The 22477-nt window shown below is 66.2% G+C and carries 5 protein-coding genes and 1 pseudogene; 5 read left to right on the forward strand and 1 reads right to left on the reverse strand.

The window, feature by feature from the left end; translation table 11 throughout:
- Window positions 1-3: 3 nt before the first annotated feature.
- Window positions 4-9675, forward strand: a pseudogene (locus tag ACZ899_RS04150) (amino acid adenylation domain-containing protein); the annotation flags it as partial.
- 1 nt (window position 9676) lies between these two features.
- A complete protein-coding gene (locus tag ACZ899_RS04155) occupies window positions 9677-18325 on the forward strand; it encodes an amino acid adenylation domain-containing protein (protein WP_234562329.1) in 8649 nt (2882 codons plus the stop codon).
- A 956-nt stretch (window positions 18326-19281) separates the two neighbouring features.
- On the opposite strand, the gene ACZ899_RS04160 is transcribed toward ACZ899_RS04155, so the two are convergent.
- A complete protein-coding gene (locus ACZ899_RS04160; RefSeq protein ID WP_234560894.1) occupies window positions 19282-19455 on the reverse strand; it encodes a hypothetical protein in 174 nt (57 codons plus the stop codon).
- A 202-nt stretch (window positions 19456-19657) separates the two neighbouring features.
- On the opposite strand from ACZ899_RS04160, the gene ACZ899_RS04165 reads away from it, so the two are divergent.
- The 3 genes from ACZ899_RS04165 to ACZ899_RS04175 all read left to right on the forward strand — a co-directional run bounded on the left by ACZ899_RS04165 (window position 19658) and on the right by ACZ899_RS04175 (window position 22475).
- Window positions 19658-20680, forward strand: a complete 1023-nt coding sequence (locus tag ACZ899_RS04165; protein ID WP_234560895.1) for a LacI family DNA-binding transcriptional regulator — start codon at window positions 19658-19660, stop codon at window positions 20678-20680.
- A 72-nt stretch (window positions 20681-20752) separates the two neighbouring features.
- Window positions 20753-21523: an AP endonuclease gene (locus ACZ899_RS04170; protein ID WP_234560896.1), complete on the forward strand. Its 771-nt coding sequence runs from the start codon at window positions 20753-20755 to the stop codon at window positions 21521-21523.
- Window positions 21516-22475, forward strand: coding sequence for a sugar kinase (locus ACZ899_RS04175; RefSeq protein ID WP_234560897.1), 960 nt, complete (start codon window positions 21516-21518; stop codon window positions 22473-22475). Before ACZ899_RS04170 ends, ACZ899_RS04175 begins: the two co-directional genes overlap by 8 nt.
- Window positions 22476-22477 lie beyond the last annotated feature (2 nt).

Raw genomic sequence — 22477 nt, forward strand, 5'->3', positions numbered from 1 at the left:
AAAGTGCAAGAGCTGCTCGACTCCGTAAAGTCGCTGTCCACCAGGGAGCGCAAGGCATTGGCAGCCTTGCTCAAGCGCCAGGGTGTCAACCTCTACGGGGTCACCCCGATCTTCAGAAGGGACTCTGCGGACGGGGCAGCGCTTTCATATGCACAGCAGCGCCAGTGGTTCCTCTGGCAGCTCGATCCGCACAGCGCCGCCTACAACATTCCGGCGGCGCTGCGGCTCAAGGGCGCGCTGGATATCGAGGCGTTGCAGCGCAGCTTCGACAGCCTGGTGGCGCGCCACGAGACCCTGCGCACCACCTTCCGCCAGGAGGGTGACGGCGCGGTGCAGGTCGTCCATCCGCCCTTGCCGCTGGCATTGGCGGTTGAGCCGTTCGCGGTTGCCGATCCGGCAAATCTGGAAGCGGCCATCCGTGCACGGGTGGAGGCCGAGGTGCAGCAACCCTTCGACCTGCAACAGGGCCCACTGCTGCGGGTCAGGCTGCTGGTGCTGGGGTCTGATGAGCATGTGCTGATTCTCACCGTGCACCATATCGTCTCCGATGGCTGGTCCACGCCGATCCTGGTGGACGAGCTGATCCGTCTTTACCAAGGCTTGCGCCAGGGCTCGCCGGTTACCCTGGCTGAGCTGCCGATCCAGTACGCCGACTACGCGTTGTGGCAGCGCGACTGGATGGAAGCGGGCGAGCAGGAGCGCCAGCTCGGCTACTGGCGCCAGCAGCTGGCCGGCGAGCAGCCGCTGCTGGAGCTGCCCGTCGACCGTCCGCGGCCGTCGGTGCAGAACTTCCACGGCGCGCGGCTGGCCATCGATATCGATGCCTCCCTGGCCCAGGCGCTCAAGACCTTGGCGCGTCAGCAGGGGGTGACCCTGTTCATGCTGTTGCTGGCGTCGTTCCAGACGCTGCTGCACCGCTACAGCGGCCAGGCCGATATCCGTGTCGGCGTGCCGGTGGCCAACCGTGCCCGGACCGAAACCCAGGGGCTGATCGGCTTCTTCGTCAACACCCAGGTGCTCAAGGCCGAGTTCGCGCCGCAGACCACCTTCACCGTGTTGCTGCAGCAGGTCCGCGAGGCCGCGCTGCAGGCCCAGGCGCACCAGGACCTGCCGTTCGAGCAACTGGTCGAGGCGCTGCAGCCCGAGCGCAGCATGAGCCACAACCCGCTGTTCCAGGTGCTGTTCAACCACCAGGCCGAAAGCCCGGGCATGGCCCGTCAGCTCGGCGAGCTGCAGGTCGAGGGCTTGAGCTGGGAAGGGCAGACCACCCAGTTCGACCTGATCCTCAACACCGCCGAACACGACGGCGGGCTGATCGCGGCACTGACCTACGCCACCTCGCTGTTCGACCCGGCCACGGTCGAGCGCATCGGTCGGCATTGGCGCAACCTGTTGCAGGGCATTTGCCAGGACCACGCGCAGCGTGTGGCGCAGTTGCCGTTGCTCGATGTGGCTGAGCAGGGCGAGTGGAAAGCCGACGTGCAGCGTTATCCAAGCTCGGCTTGTGCCCAGGAGTTGATCGAAGCGCAGGCGGCGCGTACGCCTGAAGCGGTCGCCGTGACCTTCGCCGGGCAGGCGCTGAGCTACGACCAGCTCAACCGTCGCGCCAATCGCCTGGCGCACAAGCTGCGCGAGCAGGGCGTGGGGCCGGATGTGCTGGTGGGCATCGCGGTGGAGCGTGGCTTCGAGATGATCGTCGGCCTGCTGGCGATCCTCAAGGCGGGTGGCGCCTATGTGCCGCTGGATCCGGAGTACCCGCAGGATCGCCTGAGCTACATGATGGAAGACAGCGGTATTCAACTGCTGCTGACGCAAGGTCACTTGCTGGCTGAATTGCCTGTGCCAGCGCAGGTTCGCAGCCTGAAGCTGGAAGATGATCTGGCCGGTTACAGCGATGAGAATCCCGAGCACCTGAGCCAGCCGGATAACCTGGCCTACGTGATCTACACCTCGGGCTCCACCGGCAAGCCGAAAGGCACGCTGCTGCCGCACCACAACCTGTTGCGCCTGTTCAAGGCCACCGATGCCTGGTTCGGCTTCGGCCCGAAGGATGTATGGACGCTGTTCCACTCGTACGCCTTCGACTTCTCCGTGTGGGAGATCTTCGGTGCGCTGCTGCACGGCGGTCGCCTGGTGATCGTGCCACGTGAAACCACGCGTTCGCCGGAAGACTTCCACCAACTGCTGGTGGAGCAGGGCGTGACCGTGCTCAACCAGACCCCGTCGGCGTTCAAGCCGCTGATGCGAGTGGCCTGTGACAGCGCTGATGATCTGGCACTGCGCTACGTGATCTTCGGTGGCGAGGCTTTGGACGTTGCTGCACTGCAACCGTGGTTCGAGCGTTTCGGCGAGGACTGCGACAACCTGATCAACATGTACGGCATCACCGAGACCACGGTCCACGTGACCTACCGGCCGATTCGCTTCGCCGACACCCAGCAGTCGGGCAGCCCGATCGGTGCGGCGATCCCGGACCTGTCGATGTACGTGCTGGATGCCGACTTCAATCCGGTGGCCAAGGGTTGCACGGGCGAGCTGCACGTTGGCCATGCCGGCCTGGCCCGCGGTTACCACAACCGCGCTTCGCTGACTGCCGAGCGCTTCGTGCCGGATCCGTTCTCCAGCGAAGGCGGACGTCTGTACCGCACCGGCGACCTGGCCCGTTATCGCGGCCAGGACGTGATCGAATATGTGGGCCGGATCGACCATCAAGTGAAGATCCGTGGCTTCCGTATCGAACTGGGCGAAATCGAGGCACGCCTGCAAGAGCATGCCGCCGTACGCGAAGTGCTGGTGCTGGATATCGACGGGGCAGGGGGCAAGCAACTGGCCGCTTACCTGATCGCCCAAGATGTAAATGCAGACCACGCAACGTTGCGTGACACGCTGAAACAGCACCTGAAAGCCAACCTGCCGGACTACATGGTTCCGACTCATTTCCTGGTGCTGGAACAGTGGCCGCTGACCGCCAACGGCAAGCTGGACCGCAAGGCCCTGCCGAAACCGGACGCCAGCCAGCTGAAACAAGGCTACGTGGCCCCACGTACGGAGCTGGAGCAACAACTGGCCGCGATCTGGAGCGAAGTGCTGAAGGTCGAGCAGGTCGGCCTGCACGACAACTTCTTCGAGCTCGGTGGCCACTCGTTGCTGGCCACCCAAGTGACCTCGCGGATCCGCCAGCGCTTGGAGCTGGAAGTCCCGCTGCGCAGCCTGTTCGAGTCCGCCGACCTGCAGGCCTTTGCCCAGGCCGCAGGCCAAGGTTCGGCCAGCCAGGCGCCTGCGTTCACTGTCGTGGACCGCAGCCAGCCGCTGCCGCTGTCCTACGCCCAGCAACGCCAGTGGTTCCTCTGGCAGTTGGAGCCGGACAGCGCCGCCTACAACATCCCTTCGGCCCTGCGCCTGAAGGGCGAGCTGAACATCGAGGCCCTGCGTAGCAGCTTCGCCGCGCTGATTGCTCGTCATGAAACCCTGCGCACCACCTTCCATCAGGAAGGCGACCAAGCCTGGCAGCGCATCCACCTGGCCAGCGACTTCGACCTGGCCGTCGAAACGGTAAACGCCGAAGCCCTGCAGGCACGTATCGTCGAGGAAACCGCCCAGCCATTCGACCTGGAGCACGGCCCGCTGCTGCGCGCCCGCCTGCTGCGCCTGGCCGCCGACGAGCATGTGCTGGTGCTGACCCTGCACCATATCGTTGCCGACGGCTGGTCGATGCCGGTCATGGTCGATGAAGTGGTGCGCCTGTATGCCGCCCATTGCCAGGGCATTGCCCCGCAACTGCCGGCCCTGGCGTTCCAGTACGCCGACTATGCGGCCTGGCAGCGCCAGTGGATGGAAGCCGGCGAGCAGGCTCGCCAGCTCGACTACTGGCGCCGGCAGCTGGGTGATGAGCAACCGTTGCTGGAGCTGCCGACCGACCGTCCGCGGCCCCTGCAGCAGAACCACGCCGGCGCACGCCTGGACATCCGTCTGGAGCGCGAGCTGGTCGAGGCCCTCAAGGCTACCGCGCGGCAACAGGGCGTGACCCTGTTCATGCTGCTGCTGGCTTCGTTCCAGACGCTGCTGCACCGCCTCAGCGGGCAATCGCAGGTGCGCGTCGGCGTGCCGGTGGCCAACCGCAATCGGGCCGAGACCGAGGGCCTGATTGGCTTCTTCGTCAACACCCAGGTGCTCGACGCCCGCTTTGACCTGCGCACCACTTTCGCCGAGCTGCTGCAACAGGTCCGCCAGACCGCCGTGCAGGCCCAGGCGCACCAGGACCTGCCGTTCGAGCAGCTGGTCGAGGCGCTGCAGCCCGAGCGCAGCATGAGCCACAGCCCGCTGTTCCAGGTGTTGTTCAACCACAAGACGGAAAACCCCGGCACGGCCCAGGAGCTGGCCGGGCTGCGGATCGAGGGGCTGGACTGGGAAGACCGTACCACCCAGTTCGACCTGGTGCTCAACACGGTCGAACACAGCACCGGGTTGAACGCCATCCTGAGCTATGCCACCGCGTTGTTCGACCCGGCCACGGCCGAGCGTCTGGGCGGGTACTGGCGCAACCTGCTGCAGGGCATCTGCCAGGACAGCGGCCAGCGCGTGGCGCAGTTGCCGTTGCTCGATGCGGCCGAGCTGGTCGAGCTGCAAGCGGATGTGCAGCGTTATCCAAGCGCCGAGTGCGCTCATGTGCTGATCGAGGCGCAGGCGGCACGTACGCCTGAGGCGATCGCCGTGACCTTCGCCGGACAGGCACTGAGCTACGACCAGCTCAACCGCCGCGCCAACCGCCTGGCGCACAAGCTGCGCGAGCAGGGCGTGGGGCCGGATGTGCTGGTGGGTATCGCCGTGGAGCGCGGCTTCGAGATGATCGTCGGCCTGCTGGCGATCCTCAAGGCCGGAGGCGCCTATGTGCCACTGGATCCGGAATACCCGCAGGACCGCCTGAGCTACATGATGGAAGACAGCGGCATTCAACTGCTGCTGACGCAAGGTCATCTGCTGGCCGATCTGCCCGTACCGGCGCAGGTTCGCAGCCTGAAGCTGGAAGACGACCTGGCTGGCTACAGTGACGAAAACCCCGCGCACGTTACTCAGCCGGATAACCTGGCCTATGTGATCTACACCTCGGGTTCGACCGGCAAGCCGAAAGGCACCTTGCTGCCGCACCACAACCTGCTGCGCCTGTTCAAGGCCACCGATGCCTGGTTCGGCTTCGGCCCACAGGATGTATGGACGCTGTTCCACTCCTATGCGTTCGACTTCTCGGTCTGGGAGATCTTTGGTGCGCTGCTGCACGGCGGTCGCCTGGTGATCGTGCCGCGTGAGGTGACCCGTTCGCCGGAAGACTTCCACCAGTTGCTGGTGGAGCAAGGCGTCACCGTGCTCAACCAGACACCATCGGCGTTCAAACCGCTGATGCGAGTGGCCTGTGACAGTGCGTCCGACCTGTCGCTGCGCTATGTGATCTTCGGCGGCGAAGCCCTGGATGTGGCCGCGCTGCAACCATGGTTCGAGCGCTTCGGCGAGGACCGCGACAACCTGATCAACATGTACGGCATCACCGAGACCACGGTCCACGTGACCTACCGGCCGATCCGTTTCACCGATACGCAACAGCCGGGCAGCCCGATTGGTGCGGCGATCCCGGACCTGTCGATGTACGTGCTGGATGCCGATTTCAATCCGGTGGCCAAGGGTTGCACGGGCGAGCTGCATGTCGGCCATGCCGGCCTGGCGCGCGGGTACCACAACCGTGCCTCGCTGACCGCCGAACGCTTTGTGCCGGATCCGTTCTCCAGCGAAGGCGGACGCCTGTACCGTACTGGTGACCTGGCGCGTTATCGCAGTCAGGACGTGATCGAATACGTGGGCCGGATCGACCATCAGGTGAAGATCCGTGGCTTCCGTATCGAACTGGGCGAGATCGAGGCACGCTTGCAAGAGCATGCCGCCGTGCGCGAAGTGCTGGTACTGGATATCGACGGGGCAGGGGGCAAGCAACTGGCGGCCTACCTGATCGCCCAAGACCCATCCGCCGATCATGCAGTCCTGCGCGACACGCTGAAACAGCACCTGAAAGCCAACTTGCCGGACTACATGGTCCCGACCCACTTCCTGGTGCTGGAACAATGGCCGCTGACGGCCAACGGCAAGCTGGACCGCAAGGCGCTGCCGAAACCGGATGCCAGCCAACTGCAACAAGGCTACGTGGCGCCACGCACGGAGCTGGAGCAACAGCTGGCGGCGATCTGGAGTGAAGTGCTGAAGGTCGAGCAGGTCGGCCTGCACGACAACTTCTTCGAACTCGGCGGTCATTCGCTGCTGGCCACCCAGGTGTCCTCGCGCATCCGCCAGCGCCTGGAGCTGGAAGTCCCACTGCGCAGCCTGTTCGAGTCCGCCGACCTGCAGGCTTTCGCCCAGGCCGCAGGCCAAGGCTCGGTCAGCCAGGCACCGGCATTCACTGTCGTGGACCGCAACCAGCCGCTACCGCTGTCCTACGCCCAGCAACGCCAGTGGTTCCTCTGGCAGCTGGAGCCGGAAAGCGCCGCCTACCATATCCCCGCAGCCCTGCAACTGAAGGGCCGGATCAACCTGGAGGCGCTGCGCCAGGCCTTCGAGGCGCTGGTCACGCGGCATGAGAGCCTGCGCACGACCTTCGAGCAACAGGGGGGCGAGGCACGGCAGCGCATCCAGGCGCCCGCGACCTTCACCCTGGTCATGGAGTCGCTGCAGGACACCTCCACCGAGGCGGTCCGCGAACGCGTGGCCCGCGAGATCCAGCGCCCCTTCGACCTGACCCAGGGGCCGCTACTGCGGGTACGCCTGCTGCGCCTGGCCGAGGACGAGCATGTGCTGGTGCTGACCCTGCACCATATCGTCGCCGATGGCTGGTCGATGCCGATCATGGTCGATGAGGTGATGAGCGCCTACCTGGCCTTGAGCCAGGGCCGCCAACCCGAGCTGCCGGCCCTGGCCGTGCAGTACGCCGACTATGCCGCCTGGCAGCGCCAATGGATGGCGGCCGGCGAGCAGGCCCGCCAGCTCGATTACTGGCTGGCCCAGCTGGGCGGCGAGCACTATGTGCTGCAACTGCCCACCGATCACCCGCGCCCCACCGTGCAGAGCCACGCCGGACGCAGCCTCGCCATCGAGGTACCGGCGCCGCTGGTCCAGGCCCTGAAGGCCCAGGCGCGCCAGCAAGGGGTGACGTTGTTCATGCTGCTGCTGGCCTCGTTCCAGAGCCTGCTGCACCGCCAGACCGGGCAGGCCGACATCCGCGTCGGCGTGCCGATCGCCAACCGCACCCGGGCCGAGACCGAGGGGCTGATCGGCTTCTTCGTCAACACCCAGGTGCTCAAGGCGCAGTTCGAGCTGCACACGACCTTCAGCGAGTTGCTGCAGCAGGTCAAGCACACCGCGCTGCAGGCCCAGGCCCACCAGGACCTGCCGTTCGAGCAACTGGTCGAGGCGTTGCAGCCAGAGCGCAGCCTGAGCCACAACCCGCTGTTCCAGGTGATGTTCAACCACCAGGCCCAGCGCTCGGATCAGGCGCGCGAGTTGCCGGGTTTGAGCATCGAAGGGCTGAGCTGGGGCAACCCCACGGCGCATCTGGACCTGGCCCTGGACACCTTCGAAAGCGAGGATGGCCTGGGCGCGACCCTGACCTACGTCAGCGACCTGTTCGAGCACGCCACCATCGAGCGCATGGCCGCGCACTGGCTCAACCTGCTGCAGGCGGTCAGCACCCAGCCGGCCCAGCGCATCGTCGAGCTGCCGCTGCTGGACGCGGCGCAGCGCCAGACCATCCTTGAGCAATGGAGCCGACACGAGGCGGTCTACCCCGACCAGCGCACCGTGCAGCAGCTGATCGCCGACCAGGCCGCGCGCACGCCGCAGGCCACGGCGCTGATCTGCGAAGGGCAGCAGCTCAGCTACCAGGCCCTGGACCAGCGCGCCAACCAGCTGGCCCACCGCTTGCGCGAGGAAGGCATCGGCCCGGACGTGCGCGTCGGCATCGCCCTGCCGCGCAGCCTGGACATGGTGGTCGGCCTGCTGGCGGTGCTCAAGGCCGGCGGCGCCTATGTACCGCTGGACCCCGACTACCCGCACGAGCGCCTGGCCTATATGATGGAGGACAGCGGCATCGTCCTGCTGCTTGGCCACAGCACGCAGCTGCAAGGCCTGGCGGTGGCGCCGCAGGTACGCTGCCTGTGCCTGGACAGCGAACCCCTTGACGCCTGGCCGAACCATGCGCTGCCTGAACTGGGCGACCCCGACAACCTGGCGTACATCATGTACACCTCCGGTTCCACCGGCCGCCCCAAGGGCGTGGGCATCAGCGCCGCGGCCCTGAGCCGGCACGCCCATGTCGCCAAGGGCTTCTGCGGGCTGTCGGCGGCCGACCGGGTGCTGCAGTTCTCCACCTTCAACTTCGACGCCTTCGTCGAGCAGCTGTACCCGGCGCTGATCTGCGGCGCCAGCGTGGTGGTGCGTGGCCCGACGCTGTGGGACAGCGAGACCTTCTACCGCGAAGTGGTGACCCACGGCATCACCTTCGCCGACCTGCCGACCGCCTACTGGCACCTGCTGGCCAAGGACTTCGCGGCCAAGGGCCTGCGGGACTATGGCCAGCTGCGGCGCATCCACATGGGCGGCGAGGCCATGGCCGCCGATGCGGTGCTGGCCTGGCAACAGGCCGGGCTCGGCCATGTGCGCCTGCTCAACACCTATGGGCCGACCGAGGCCACCGTCAGCGTCATGAGCCATGACTGCAGCGCCTATGTCACCGGCGAGCAGCCCCTGCCGGTGCAGATCCCGATCGGCAAGGCCCTGGCCGGCCGCTCGATCCACCTGGTGGACGCCGACGGTGACCTGGCCCTGCCTGGGGCCATCGGCGAACTGCTGGTCGGTGGCGAATTGCTTGCCCGCGGTTATCACAACCGCCCTGGGTTGACTGCCGAGCGCTTCATCCCCGATCCGTTCGCCAGCACACCGGGTGGGCGTCTGTACCGTACCGGCGACCTGGCGCGCTATCGCGAGCAGGGTGTGGTCGAGTATGCCGGGCGCATCGACCATCAGGTGAAGATCCGCGGATTCCGTATCGAGCTGGGTGAGATCGAGGCACGTCTGCGCGAGCACCCGGCGGTGCGCGAGGTGCTGGTGGTCGATATCGACGGCCCGGGCGGCAAGCAGCTGGCCGCCTACCTGGTGCCCGACGCGATGCCCGAGGAGGACGCTGGCCTGCGCGCCGAACTGAAGGCGCACCTGGGTGCCAGCCTGCCGGACTACATGGTGCCGATGTACCTGGTGCTGCTTGAGCGCATGCCGCTGCTGCCCAACGGCAAGCTCGACCGCAAGGCGCTGCCGGCCCCCGATACCCGCCAGGCGCAGTCGGCCTACGTGGCCCCGGTCAGCGAGCTGGAACAGCAGCTGGCGGCGCTCTGGGCCGAGGTGCTGGAGGTCGAGCGGGTGGGCCTGATGGATGACTTCTTCGAGCTGGGCGGGCATTCGCTGCTGGCGGCCCAGCTGATTTCCAAGATCAACTCGGGCCTGGGGATCGACATCCCGCTGCGCCTGCTATTCGAGAAACCGCAATTGAATGATTTTGCCCAGGCCTGTGCCTCCACCGGCCTGTCGTTGAGCGACGACGGCTTGTCCGATATCGAAAGAATGATGAATGAAATGGCGGGCGTCTGAGATGGACAAGAGCACAGCAGAACGTATCGCCAAACGCTTTGTCGGCCTGGCCCTGGAGCAGCGTCGGCAGATCCTCGACAAGATGCGCGAGACCGGGCAGAGCTTCCGCCTGCTGCCGATCGCCGTCACCCGCCACGACAGCCCGCGCATCCCGCTGTCCTACGCCCAGCAGCGCATGCTGTTCCTCTGGCAGCTGGAGCCACAGGGCAGTTTCTACAACGTGCCGATGGCGGTGCGCCTGAGCGGCTCGCTGAACCAGCAGGCCCTGGCCGAGGCCCTGGATGCGCTGGTGCGGCGTCACGAAAGCCTGCGCACGCGTTTTGTCTCAGAAGAGGGTGAGTTCCACCAGCAGGTCCTTGAGCAGTCGGGCGTGAGCCTGGAAGTGCGTGAGGTGCAGGCCGGTCCGGGCGAGGATCTCGAACAGTGCCTGCGCGGCGCGGTACGCGAGGCGCTGGATGCGCCCTTCGACCTGCTCGAAGGGCCGCTGCTGCGGGTCCGCTTGCTGCGCCTGGCGCCTACCGAACACGTGCTGACGGTGTGCATGCACCATATCGTCTCCGACGGCTGGTCGGGCGAGCTGATGGTGCAGGAGTTCGTGCACCTGTACGAAGCGCTGTCTCAGGGCCGTGCTGCCGACCTGCCGCCGCTCGAGGTGCAGTACGCCGACTATGCGATCTGGCAACGCGCCTGGCTCGAGGCCGGCGAGGGCGAGCGCCAGTTGCAGTACTGGAAGCAGCAACTGGGGGACGAGCACCCGGTGCTGGAGTTGCCGTTGGATCATGAGCGTCCGGCGCACCCTAGCTACCGCGGCGCGACCCTGCGCAGCGATGTGCCGGCGGCGCTGTCGGCCAAGCTCAAGGCCCAGGCGCGCAGCCAGGGCCAGACCGTGTTCATGCTGACCCTGGCGGCTCTGGCCGTGACCCTGGCGCGCTACAGCGGCCAGGCCGACATCCGCATCGGCGCGCCCAACGCCGGGCGCAACCGCAAGGAAGTCGAAGGCCTGATCGGCTTCTTCATCAACACCCAGGTGCTGCGGGTGCAGGTGGACGAGCGCCAGAGCGGCGCGGCCCTGCTGGAGCAGGTGAAGCAGGTGGTCAGCGGCGCGCAGTCGCACCAGGAACTGCCGTTCGAGCACCTGGTGGATGCCCTGGCGCCAGAGCGTAATTTGGGCCACAACCCGTTGTTCCAGGTGAAGATCAACCAGAACCTGGCCGACAGCGAAGCCGCCGCCCAGGCCCGGCAAACGCTGGGCGGCCTGAGCGTCAGCGGTTTTTCGGTCGAAGGCCGCGATGCCCGCTTCGACCTGGCCTTCGACTTCTGCGAAACCCCCGACGGCCTGCAAGGCTACTTCACCTACAGCACCGACCTGTTCGAAGCCGCGACCATCGAACGTATTGCTGCTTCGTTCCAGGCGGTGCTGTGTACCCTCGTAGAGCATCCTGAGGCGGCGCTGTTCGAGCATCCCGATACCCAGGCCGCGCAGGTCGAGGCCAACCTCCGGGACTGGTCGCAGCCGGACTTCCTCGCCCTGTGGCGCCAAGGCCTGCAGGCCGGTGCCGGGCAGCCGGCGCTGCGCGCGGGTGATCGCATGGTCAGCTACATGGAGCTGGAGCAGCAGGCCAACCGCTTCGCCCACTATCTGAAGGCGCAGGGCATCGCCCCGGGCATGACCGTGGCGCTGTGCCAGGAACGCTCCATCGAGTGGGTGACCAGCCTGCTGGCCGTGCTCAAGCTGGGCGCGGTGTACCTGCCGCTGGACAGCCGCCAGCCCGCCGAACGCCTGCAGCAACTGCTGCAGGCCAGTGGCGCGCGGTTGCTGGTGCATGCCCTGGGCGATGCCCAGGCGGCGGGGCTCGGCGTATGCCCGGCGCTGGCTTTTGACGCGGCGCAGCACGCAGACTGCAGCGACCAGCCGCCGGCGGTACACATCGAACCGCAGCAAGCGGCGTACATCATCTACACCTCGGGTTCCACCGGGCAGCCCAAGGGCGTGGTGATCAGCCACGGCGCGCTGGCCAACTACCTGCAGGGCGTGCTGCAACGCCTCGACCTGCAGCCCGGCGCCAGCCTGGCGATGGTCTCCACCGTGGCCGCGGACCTGGGCCACACCGTGCTGTTCGGCGCGCTGGCCTCGGGCCGGCTGCTGCACCTGCTGGGCCACGACCAGGGCTTCGATCCGGATGGTTTTGCCAGCTACATGGCCGAGCACCGGGTCGATGTGCTGAAGATCGTGCCCAGCCATCTGCAGGGTCTGTTGCAGGCGGCGCAGCCTGAGCGGGTGCTGCCCGAACAGCTGCTGATCCTCGGTGGCGAGGCCAGTTCCTGGGCCCTGATCGAGCAGGTCCGGCGCCTGAAACCCGGCTGCCGGATCATCAACCACTATGGCCCGACTGAGACCACTGTGGGCATCCTCACCCACGAAGTCGGCGAACGCCTGCCCGGCTGGCGCAGCGTGCCGGTGGGTCGACCATTGGATAACGGCCAGGCGCGGGTGCTGGATGCCTACCTCAACCCGTTGCCCGAGCGGGTGGCCGGCGAGCTGTACCTGGGTGGCCAGGGCCTGGCCCAGGGCTATGTCGGCCAGCCGGGCCTGACCGCCGAGCGTTTCGTCCCCGATCCCTTTGGCCACAACGGCGAGCGGCTGTACCGTGCCGGTGACCGCGCGCGCCTGGATCAGGGCGTGCTGGAATACCTGGGCCGCGGCGACGACCAGGTGAAGATCCGCGGCTACCGGGTCGAGCCGGGCGAGGTCGGTCAGGTGCTGCAAGGCCTGCCCGGCGTCGGCGAGGCCGTGGTGCTGGCGCTGCCCCTGGACAGTGATCCGACGCGCCTGCAACTGGTGGCCTGGGCCGTGCCGGCGGCGGGCGTGGAGCTGCAGGCCGAGGCGTTGCGCCAGGCCCTGCAGGCGCGCCTGCCGGAGTACCTGGTGCCGGCTCAAGTGCTGTTGCTCGAGCGCCTGCCGCTGACCGCCAACGGCAAGCTGGACAAAAAGGCGCTGCCCAAACCGGGAGTGGCCAGGCAGCGTTACACCGCGCCTGTTGGCGAAATCGAGGAAAAACTTGCCGCGATCTGGTGCGAAGTGCTCAAACGCGAGCAAGTGGGCAGCACCGACAACTTCTTCGAGTTGGGCGGCGATTCGATTCTCAGCCTGCAGATCATCGCCCGGGCCAAGCGCCAGGGCATCAAGCTGAGCCCCAAGCAGTTGTTCGAGAAGCAGACCATCGGCCAACTGGCGGCGGTGGCCAAGCTGATCGAGAAGAAACCGGCGGCCGAGGTGGTCGAGCAGGTCAGCGGCAGTCTGCCGTTGCTGCCGATCCAGGCGCGTTTCTTCGACACCGCGATTCCCCAGCGTCACCACTGGAACCAGGCGGTGCTGCTGAGCCCGCGCCAGTCCTTGACGGTGGCGTTGCTGCAGCCTGCGCTCGAGCTGCTGGTGGCGCAGCACGACGCCCTGCGCCTGCGGTTCAGTGAGGAGCAGGGGCAGGGGCAGTGGCAGGGGCAGTTCGCGCCGGTTGATACGCAGCAATTGCTGTGGGTGCATCAACTGGACGATGCCGCGCGCCTGCCGGAGCTGGCAGACGAAGCCCAGCGCAGCCTGGACCTGAAGCATGGCCCGCTGCTGCGGGTGGTGCTGATCGACCTGCCCGAAGGCCAGCAGCGCCTGCTGGTGGTGATCCATCACCTGGTGGTCGACGGCGTGTCCTGGCGCGTCCTGCTCGAAGACCTGCAGGCGGCCTGCCAGGCCCTGGCGGCCGGCAAGACGCCGGTACTGCCGGCCAAGAGCAGCTCGCTCAAGGCCTGGGCCGAGCACCTGCGCGAGCATGCCCGCAGCCCTGCGCTGGTGGCCGAGTTGGCCTACTGGCAGGCGCAGTTGCAGGGCGTCAGCGACGCCCTGCCTGGGGCCAACCCGCAGGGTGGCCAGCAACGCAAGCATGAGATCTCGGTGCGCACCCGACTGAACGCCGAGCTGACCCGGCAACTGCTGCAAGAGGCGCCAGCCGCCTACCGCACCCAGGTCAACGACCTGCTGCTGACGGCGCTGGCCCGGGTCATCCGCCGCTGGACCGGCGAGGCGCATGCGCTGATCCGCCTGGAAGGCCACGGCCGTGAAGACCTGTTCGACGACCTCGACATCACCCGCACGGTGGGTTGGTTCAGCAGCCTGTATCCATTGAAACTGACCCCGGCAAGCGAGATGGGCGCGTCGATCATGGCGGTCAAGGAGCAGCTGCGCGCAGTGCCGGCCAAGGGTATCGGCTACGGCGTGCTGCGCTACCTGGGCGACGAGCAGGCTCGCCAGACCCTCGGCGCATCGGCCCAGGGCAGCATCGTGTTCAACTACCTGGGGCAGTTCGACGGCAGCTTCGACAGCGAGCAAGGGTTGTTCACCCCGGCGCCGGAAGGCGCGGGGCAGGGGCAGAGCCCGGAGGCGCCGCTGGGCAGCCTGCTCAGCATCGATGGCCAGGTTTACGCCGGCGAGCTGGCCCTGGACTGGAGCTTCAGCAGCGCCGTGTTCGAGCGCGGACAGATCCAGCGCCTGGCCGACGAATACGCCGAGGAACTGCGCCTGCTGATCGCCCATTGCACCACCGCTGGCGTGGCGGGCGTGACGCCGTCGGACTTCCCGCTGGCCCGCCTTGACCAGCGCCAGCTGGCGGCGTTGCCGGTGGCCGCGAGCAATATCGAGGACATCTACCCGTTGTCGCCGATGCAGCAGGGCATGCTGTTCCACAGCCTCTACGAGCAGGCGGCGGGCAACTACATCAACCAGCTGCGGGTCGAGGTGCAGGGCCTGGATGTGCCGCGCTTCGTTGCGGCCTGGCAGGCCACCCTGGACAGCCACGAGGTACTGCGCAGCAGCTTTGTCAGCGGTTACGACCAGTCGCTGCAGGTCGTCCTGCGCGAGGCGCGCCTGCCGCTGGTGGAGCTGGACTGGCGCGACCAGGCCGACCTGCCTACGGCGTTGCAGGCCTGGGCCGAAGCCGACCTGCGCGCCGGCTTCGACCTCGCCTGCGGCCCGCTGCTGCGCCTGGCGGTGATCCGTACCGGCGAACAGCAGTACCAACTGGTGTTGACCAACCACCATATCCTGCTGGATGGCTGGAGCAGCTCGCGGCTGTTCGGCGAGGTGCTGCAGCGTTACGCCGGTGTTGTGCCTGCGGCCAAGACCAGCCGTTACCGCGACTATATCCAGTGGCTGCAACGCCAGGACCAGACAGTCAGCGAGCGCTTCTGGCGCGAGCGCACCGCCTGCTTGAACGAACCCACCCGGCTGGCCCAGGCGTTCCGCTCCGAGGCTCATGGGCAGGGGCAGGGTGAATACCCGGTGCTGCTCGACCCGCAACGCACCCAGCGCCTGGGCGAGTTTGCCCGGGAACAGCGGGTCACCCTCAACACTCTGGTCCAGGCGGCCTGGCTGCTGCTGTTGCAGCGCTATACCGGGCAGTCCAGCGTGACCTTCGGCGCCACCGTGGCAGGTCGCCCGGCCGAGTTGCCGGGTGTCGAGGAGCAGCTGGGGCTGTTCATCAACACCCTGCCGGTGATCGCCACCCCGCGTCCGGAACAGACTGTGGACGACTGGGTGCAGCAGGTCCAGGCGCTGAACCTGGCCTTGCGCGAGCATGAGCACACGCCGCTGTACGAGATCCAGCGCTGGGCCGGCTGGAGCGGCGAGGCGCTGTTCGACAATATCCTGGTGTTCGAAAACTATCCGGTGTCCGAGGCGCTTCAAGCCGGTGCGCCCCAGGAACTGGCGTTTGGCGAGGTGGTCAGCCAGGAGCAGACCAACTATCCGCTGACCCTGGTGGCACAGGTGGGTGACAAGCTGCTGGCCAGCTTCAAGTTTGATCGGGCCAGTTATGCCGAATCGGCCGTCGAACAGTTGGCGGCGCACTTCGTCGAGCTGCTGGAAGGATTGGCGGACTCGTCGCAGCGGGCGCTGGGTGACCTGGCCTTGAGCGGGGCGGCGGAGCAGGAGATTGCCAGTTTCCCGAGCGAAGCCTGTGCTCATGTGCTGATCGAAGCGCAGGCGGCGCGCACGCCTGAAGCAGTCGCCGTGACCTTCGCCGGGCAGTCGCTGAGCTACGACCAGCTTAACCGCCGCGCCAACCGCCTGGCGCACAAGCTGCGCGAGCAGGGCGTGGGGCCGGATGTGCTGGTGGGCATCGCGGTGGAGCGCGGCTTCGAGATGATCGTCGGCCTGCTGGCGATCCTCAAGGCGGGTGGCGCCTATGTGCCGCTGGATCCTGAATATCCGCAGGACCGCCTGAGCTACATGATGGAAGACAGCGGCATTCAACTGCTGCTGACGCAAGGCCATCTGCTGGTCGATCTGCCCGTACCGGCGCAGGTTCGCAGCCAGAAGCTGGAAGATGATCTGGCCGGCTACAGCGATGAGAATCCCGAGCACCTGAGCCAGCCGGATAACCTGGCCTATGTGATCTACACCTCGGGCTCCACCGGCAAGCCCAAAGGCACCTTGCTGCCGCACCACAACCTGCTGCGCCTGTTCAAGGCCACCGATGCCTGGTTCGGCTTCGGCCCGCAGGACGTGTGGACGCTGTTCCACTCGTACGCCTTCGACTTCTCCGTTTGGGAGATCTTCGGTGCGCTGCTGCACGGCGGTCGCCTGGTGATCGTGCCGCGTGAAACCACGCGCTCGCCGGAAGATTTCCACCAACTGCTGGTGGAGCAGGGCGTGACCGTGCTCAACCAGACCCCGTCGGCGTTCAAGCCGCTGATGCGGGTGGCCTGTGACAGCGCTGATGATCTGGCACTGCGCTACGTGATCTTCGGCGGCGAGGCCCTGGATGTGGCGGCACTGCAACCGTGGTTCGAGCGCTTCGGTGAAGACTGCGACAACCTGATCAACATGTACGGCATCACCGAGACCACGGTCCACGTGACCTACCGGCCGATCCGCTTCGCCGATACGCAGCAACCGGGCAGCCCGATCGGTGCGGCGATCCCGGACCTGTCGATGTATGTACTGGATGCCGATTTCAATCCGGTGGCCAAGGGCTGCACGGGCGAGCTGCACGTCGGCCACGCCGGCCTGGCCCGCGGTTACCACAACCGTGCCTCGCTGACCGCCGAACGCTTCGTGCCGGATCCGTTCTCCAGCAAAGGCGGGCGCCTGTACCGTACCGGCGACCTGGCGCGCTATCGCGGCCAGGACGTGATCGAATACGTGGGCCGGATCGACCATCAGGTGAAGATCCGTGGCTTCCGTATCGAACTGGGCGAGATCGAGGCACGCCTGCAAGAGCACGCTGCCGTGCGCGAAGTGTTGGTGCTGGATATCGACGGGGCAGGGGGCAAGCAACTGGCCGCTTACCTGATCGCCCAAGATGTAAATGCAGACCACGCAACGTTGCGTGACACGCTGAAACAGCACCTGAAAGCCAACCTGCCGGACTACATGGTCCCGACCCACTTCCTGGTGCTGGACCAGTGGCAGCTGACCGCCAACGGCAAGCTGGACCGCAAGGCCCTGCCCAAGCCCGACGCCAGCCAGCTGCAACAAGGCTACGTGGCGCCACGCACGGCGCTGGAACAACAACTGGCCGCGATCTGGAGCGAAGTGCTGAAGGTCGAGCAGGTGGGTCTGCACGACAACTTCTTCGAACTCGGCGGCCACTCGCTGCTGGTGATCACCTTGGTAAACCGGGTGCGCGAAGCCTTCGCCACCAACATCAGCCTGCATGAGTTCATGCTGATGGCGAGCTTCGAGGAACTGGCAAACTTCATCGGCGGCGGCAAGGATCGCCTGAAATCGTCGGTGATCAACCTCAACGGTTGCCAACTGCAGCGTCCGGCGCTGTTCTGCCTGCCGCCGGGCGGTGGCGGTGCCTACGCCTACTACCCGCTGGCCAGCCGCCTGGCCGACGAGCGTCCGGTGTATGGCCTGGTCAACAAGTGCTACGCCGAGCCGGGCTGGGTGGACGAGTCCTGGGAGGCGATGGTCGGCTTCTACGTCGAGCAGATTCGTCGTACCCAGGCCAGCGGCCCTTACCATCTGCTGGGCTGGTCACTGGGTGGCGCCCTGGCGCTGGAGGTGGCTCATGCCCTGGAGCAGGCAGGCCAGGAAGTGGGCTTTGTCGGCCTTGTCGATACCCTGCTGCCGAAGGATGTGTCCGGCCTTGAGGCCGAGCCCGTCGAGGTGGTGCAGGTGGCGCGGGCGGACGAGAGCCTGCTGCGGGGGCTGCTGGCTTTCGCTCCGGGTGTTGGTGAAGCCCGTATCGTCGGCTTTATCGAGGAGGCCGGGCGTCTGCCTGCCGGGGTCGACAGGACCGAGTGGGTCATCGAGCAGGTGGCCGCTGCCGGCGGTGTCAGCGCCGAGCGGCTGCGGGCCATTCATGAGGATGTGCACCTGCAGCGGGAGATTGTCGATGGCTTTGCTGTCCTTGATCGCAACGTCGAACTGAGCCAGGCGTTTCGCCTGCGGCCGCTGGCGGTCCGGGTGGATTGCTGGTGGGCCAGCGAGAGTCGTAGCCTGGAGCGGGTGCGGATGGGGGAGGCGGGGTTGCTGGCGCAGGCTTCGGTCAACGGGTTGGCCAGTTCTACGGTGATCGCTGATGGGCATGAGGGGGTTATCAATGCCGTGGCGTTTGTCGATGGGCTGGTGGGGAGGTTGGCTGATAAGGCTTGATGGGTGATTGGGGGCGGGTGGGGCGTTGGGTTCTACCCGTTATTCTTGTGTATCTCGTCCTTCTGTCTTGCGATGGCATCTGAGTTGCTAGAACTTTTAAAACTATTGTTGGCTGGTTTTGAAAGTTGTATGTGCATTCATTTAAGATGTCGACGCTTATTCACCTTTCCGCCCTTACGGCGGGTTACTTTGGTCTTGGCCAAAGTAACCAAAGCCGCCTCGCTCCATTCATCCGGCCCTACGCTTCGCTCCGGGTTCCCTCACTCCGGCCTTGCTCCCGGGAGGACCGCGCTGCAGGGCCCATCCTGGGCCCCAGCGCTTGACGGGCATCCATGCCCGTCACCTCCCTCCGCAAGACCTCCGTTCGGCCTCCTGAAGTCGCGAAGTTACGAGCGGCGCCTGGACTGGCGCAGCTGTCGCTAGTTCAAACTTAATTAATCTCTCGATCGCATCGCGGGGCAAGCCCGCTCCCACGCGATAGTCGTCGTTATATATAACTCTGTAGGAGCGGGCTTGCCCCGCGAAAGGGCCGGAAAAGCCAATACATAACTAACTGTAAAACAACTGACTTCGCATTTCTTGCTCTTGCTCTTGCTCTTGCTCTTGCTCTTGCTCTTGCTTCTAAGCGCGCAATAGTTCAGGCGCCGCCAATTGCGACTTCAGGAGGCCGAGCGGAGTTCTTGCGGAGGGAGGTGACGGCCATGGATGGCCGTCAAGCGCTGCGCCCCAGGATGGGGCGTTCAGCGCGGTCCTCCCGGGAGCAAGAACGGAGCGAGGGAACCCCGGAGCGCAGCGCAGGGGCCGGATGAACGGAGCGGAACGGTTTTGCCTACTTTTCCCTAGAGAAAAGTAGGTCGCCGTAAAGGCGAAAAGGTGACTAAATGTCGATATCACCTACGAATGCGCATACAAAAATCAAAACAGTCACCAAGAAACCAGAGCCAGAACCAGAACCCTCAGGCAATAAACTCCGACTCCCCACCCCCCCGTACCTCACCATCATCCTGCCGAACACTGAGCACCACAGCCCCCCCACACAACCCAACCAACCCCACACTGGCCACCAAGATATCCCCCATCCCCATACCGGCAAGCAGCAAAATCAGACTGATCCTGAACAGTGTGGTCATGGCCATCTCCAAGGCAGGGCGAACGAACTCCGTAAAACCACCATAACCCCGAAGCCCCTCATGTACAGCGCCAGGACAAGCGTTTGGCACTGAATCCACCCGCTTTGGCAGAAAGCCCGTCACTTGACGCCACCCCCCATCCCTGATTTCATTGAAACCGTTTTCATCAACCCTGCAAAAGCGCAAACAAGAAGGAAACAGGGTGAACAAAGAGCCAACATCCGTCCGCGGTCGGGTCACCATCAGCGAGGTCGCCAAGGCCGCCGGCGTGTCCAAGGCCACGGTCTCGCGCTATATGGGCGAGGACCGGCAACTGCTCGCCGAAGCCACCGCGCAACGCATCGAGGCCGTCGTCGAACGCCTCGGCTATCGCCCCAACCGCATGGCCAGCGCCCTCAAGCGCGGCCGCACCGGGCTGATCGGCATGCTCCTGGCTGATATCCGCAACCCCTATTCGGTGGCGGTAATGCACGGCGTCGAGACTGCCTGCCGCCAGCACGGCTACAGCCTGGTGGTGTGCAACACCGACTACGACGACGATCAGGAACGCAGCCACCTGCAAGCCCTGCAGTCGTACAACGTCGACGGCCTGATCGTGAACACCCTCGGCCACCGCGCCGACGAGCTGGCCAAGCTGGCCCTCGACCTGCCGATGGTGCTGGTCGACCGGCAACTGGCCGGCCTGGCAGTCGACCTGGTGGGGTTGGACAACAGCGACGCCGTCGAGCAGGCCCTTGATCACCTGCAGCGTTGCGGTTATCGCGACATCCTCGCCGTGACCGAGCCGCTCGACGGCACCAGCTCCCGCCAGGAGCGAGTTGACGCCTTCCAGGCCTCCATCGCCCGGCGCCGTGGCCTGCGTGGGCAGGTGCTGGCGGTGGGGGCGGACTTGCCGGAGCAGCTGGGCAGCTTCATCGCCGGGGCAGGGCACGGCCCGCAGGCCTTGTTCACCTGTAACGGCGTTGCCACCCTGGAGGTGGTACGCGTGCTGCACGCCCGTGGCGGAACGCTGTTCCAGGACGTCGGCCTGCTGGCGCTCGACGAGCTGGACTGGTACCCGTTGGTGGGCAGCGGCATCACCGCCCTGGCCCAGCCCACCGGGCGGATCGGTGCCGCAGCGTTCCAATGCCTGCTGGAGCGCCTGCAAGGCAGCGGTTCGCCGGCGCGGCGCCTGGATTTGCAAGCCGAGCTGATCCCGCGAGGCTCCACCCGATCACAAGCCTGACGGCGTCCTTGACGCCGTTGCTGCTGGCGAAAAATGAAACCGGTTTCATCTACAAGAACAAGGACCACACACATGCAATCGCCCATTGTCTCCATCAGCTTGTCGAGTTTCGGTGCCGATGCCGTGCGGCGCCTGGGTCAGGCCAGCTACCTGCCGTTGCTGGCCGCCGCCGGTGCGCGGCGGGTGGAATGGCGTGAGGAACTGTTCGACGCCACGCCCGCTGCCACCACCCTGGCCAACCTGGCCGCCGAGCATGGCCTGCAGAGCCTTTACTCCACGCCACTGGAGCTGTGGCGCGAGGATGGCAGCCTGGAGCCGGCCATCGCCCAGCGCCTGCAACTGGCAAGCGAAATCGGCGCGGTGGCGCTGAAGGTGTCGCTGGGGCATTACCAGCCAGGCTGTGACTTGCAGGCCCTGGCGCCATTGCTGGGGCACAAGACAGCGCTGTATGTGGAAAACGACCAGACGCCTTACGGCGGACGGCTGCAGGTCCTGGAACGATTCTTCCGCGAGGCGCAGGAGCAGGACGTGGCACCGGGCATGACCTTCGATATCGGTAACTGGTACTGGCATGACGAATCACCGCTGCTGGCGGCACAGCTGCTGGGCCGTTGGGTGCGCTATGTGCACTGCAAGGCCGTGGCCCGGCGTGCCGACGGGCGCCTGGTCGCGGTCGTGCCCCAGGCGCTTGACCTGGCCCAGTGGCGCGAGCTGATGACCTATTTCGCCCCGGACCTGCCGCGGGCCATCGAATACCCCCTGGCCGGTGATGACCTGCTGGCGCTGACCGCGCGGCAGGTCGCGCAACTGGCGCAGCTGGAAGGGCAGGTGTGCCATGGCTGAGCGCGACGTCCTGTGTTTCGGTGAAACCATGGCCATGTTCGTGGCCGCGCAGCCGGGCGAACTGGCCCAGGTCGAGGGTTTCGGCAAGCGCATCGCCGGTGCCGACAGCAACGTGGCCATCGGCCTGGCGCGCCTGGGCCTGGGGGTGCGCTGGCTGAGCCGGGTGGGTAACGACTCGCTCGGCGCCTTCGTGCTCGACACCCTGCGCCAGGAAGGGCTGGACTGTTCCAGCGTCGAGATCGATGACGAGCATCCCACCGGGTTCCAGCTCAAGGAGCGCTGCGATGACGGCCGCGATCCGAAAGTCGAGTATTTCCGTCGTGGCTCGGCGGCCAGCCGGTTGTCGCCGGCTCAACTGCAACCCACGTTGCTGGAGGCCCGACACCTGCACGCCACTGGCATTCCACCGGCCTTGTCGGCTAGCTGCCGCGCGCTCTGCCACCAGTTGCTGGACAACATGCGCGCCCATGGCCGCAGCATTTCCTTCGACCCCAACCTGCGGCCTTCGCTGTGGCCGGACCGCCAGACCATGGTGCGCGAGATCAACGCCTTGGCGTTCAAGGCCGACTGGGTCCTGCCGGGGCTTGAGGAGGGGCGCCTGCTGAGTGGCCGCGAGTCGCCGCAGGACATCGCCGAGTTCTACCTAGAGCAAGGTGTGCAATACGTGGCCATCAAGCTTGGCGCCGAAGGCGCCTACTGGCGCGACGCCAAGGGTGAGCACGGGGTGGTCCCTGGTTTTCCAGTGGCCCGGGTCGTTGACACCGTGGGGGCGGGCGATGCCTTCGCCGTCGGCGTGATCAGCGCCTTGCTCGAGGGCCTGCCACTGCGCCGGGCCGTGGCCCGGGGCAACTGGTGCGGCAGCCGGGCGGTGCAGAGCCGGGGCGACATGGAAGGCCTGCCGCAACGCCACGAACTGGACCTGCACGAACACGCTTCGATCCAACCACGCTGAAT

The sequence above is a fragment of the Pseudomonas sp. TE31087 genome, assembly GCF_057284075.1.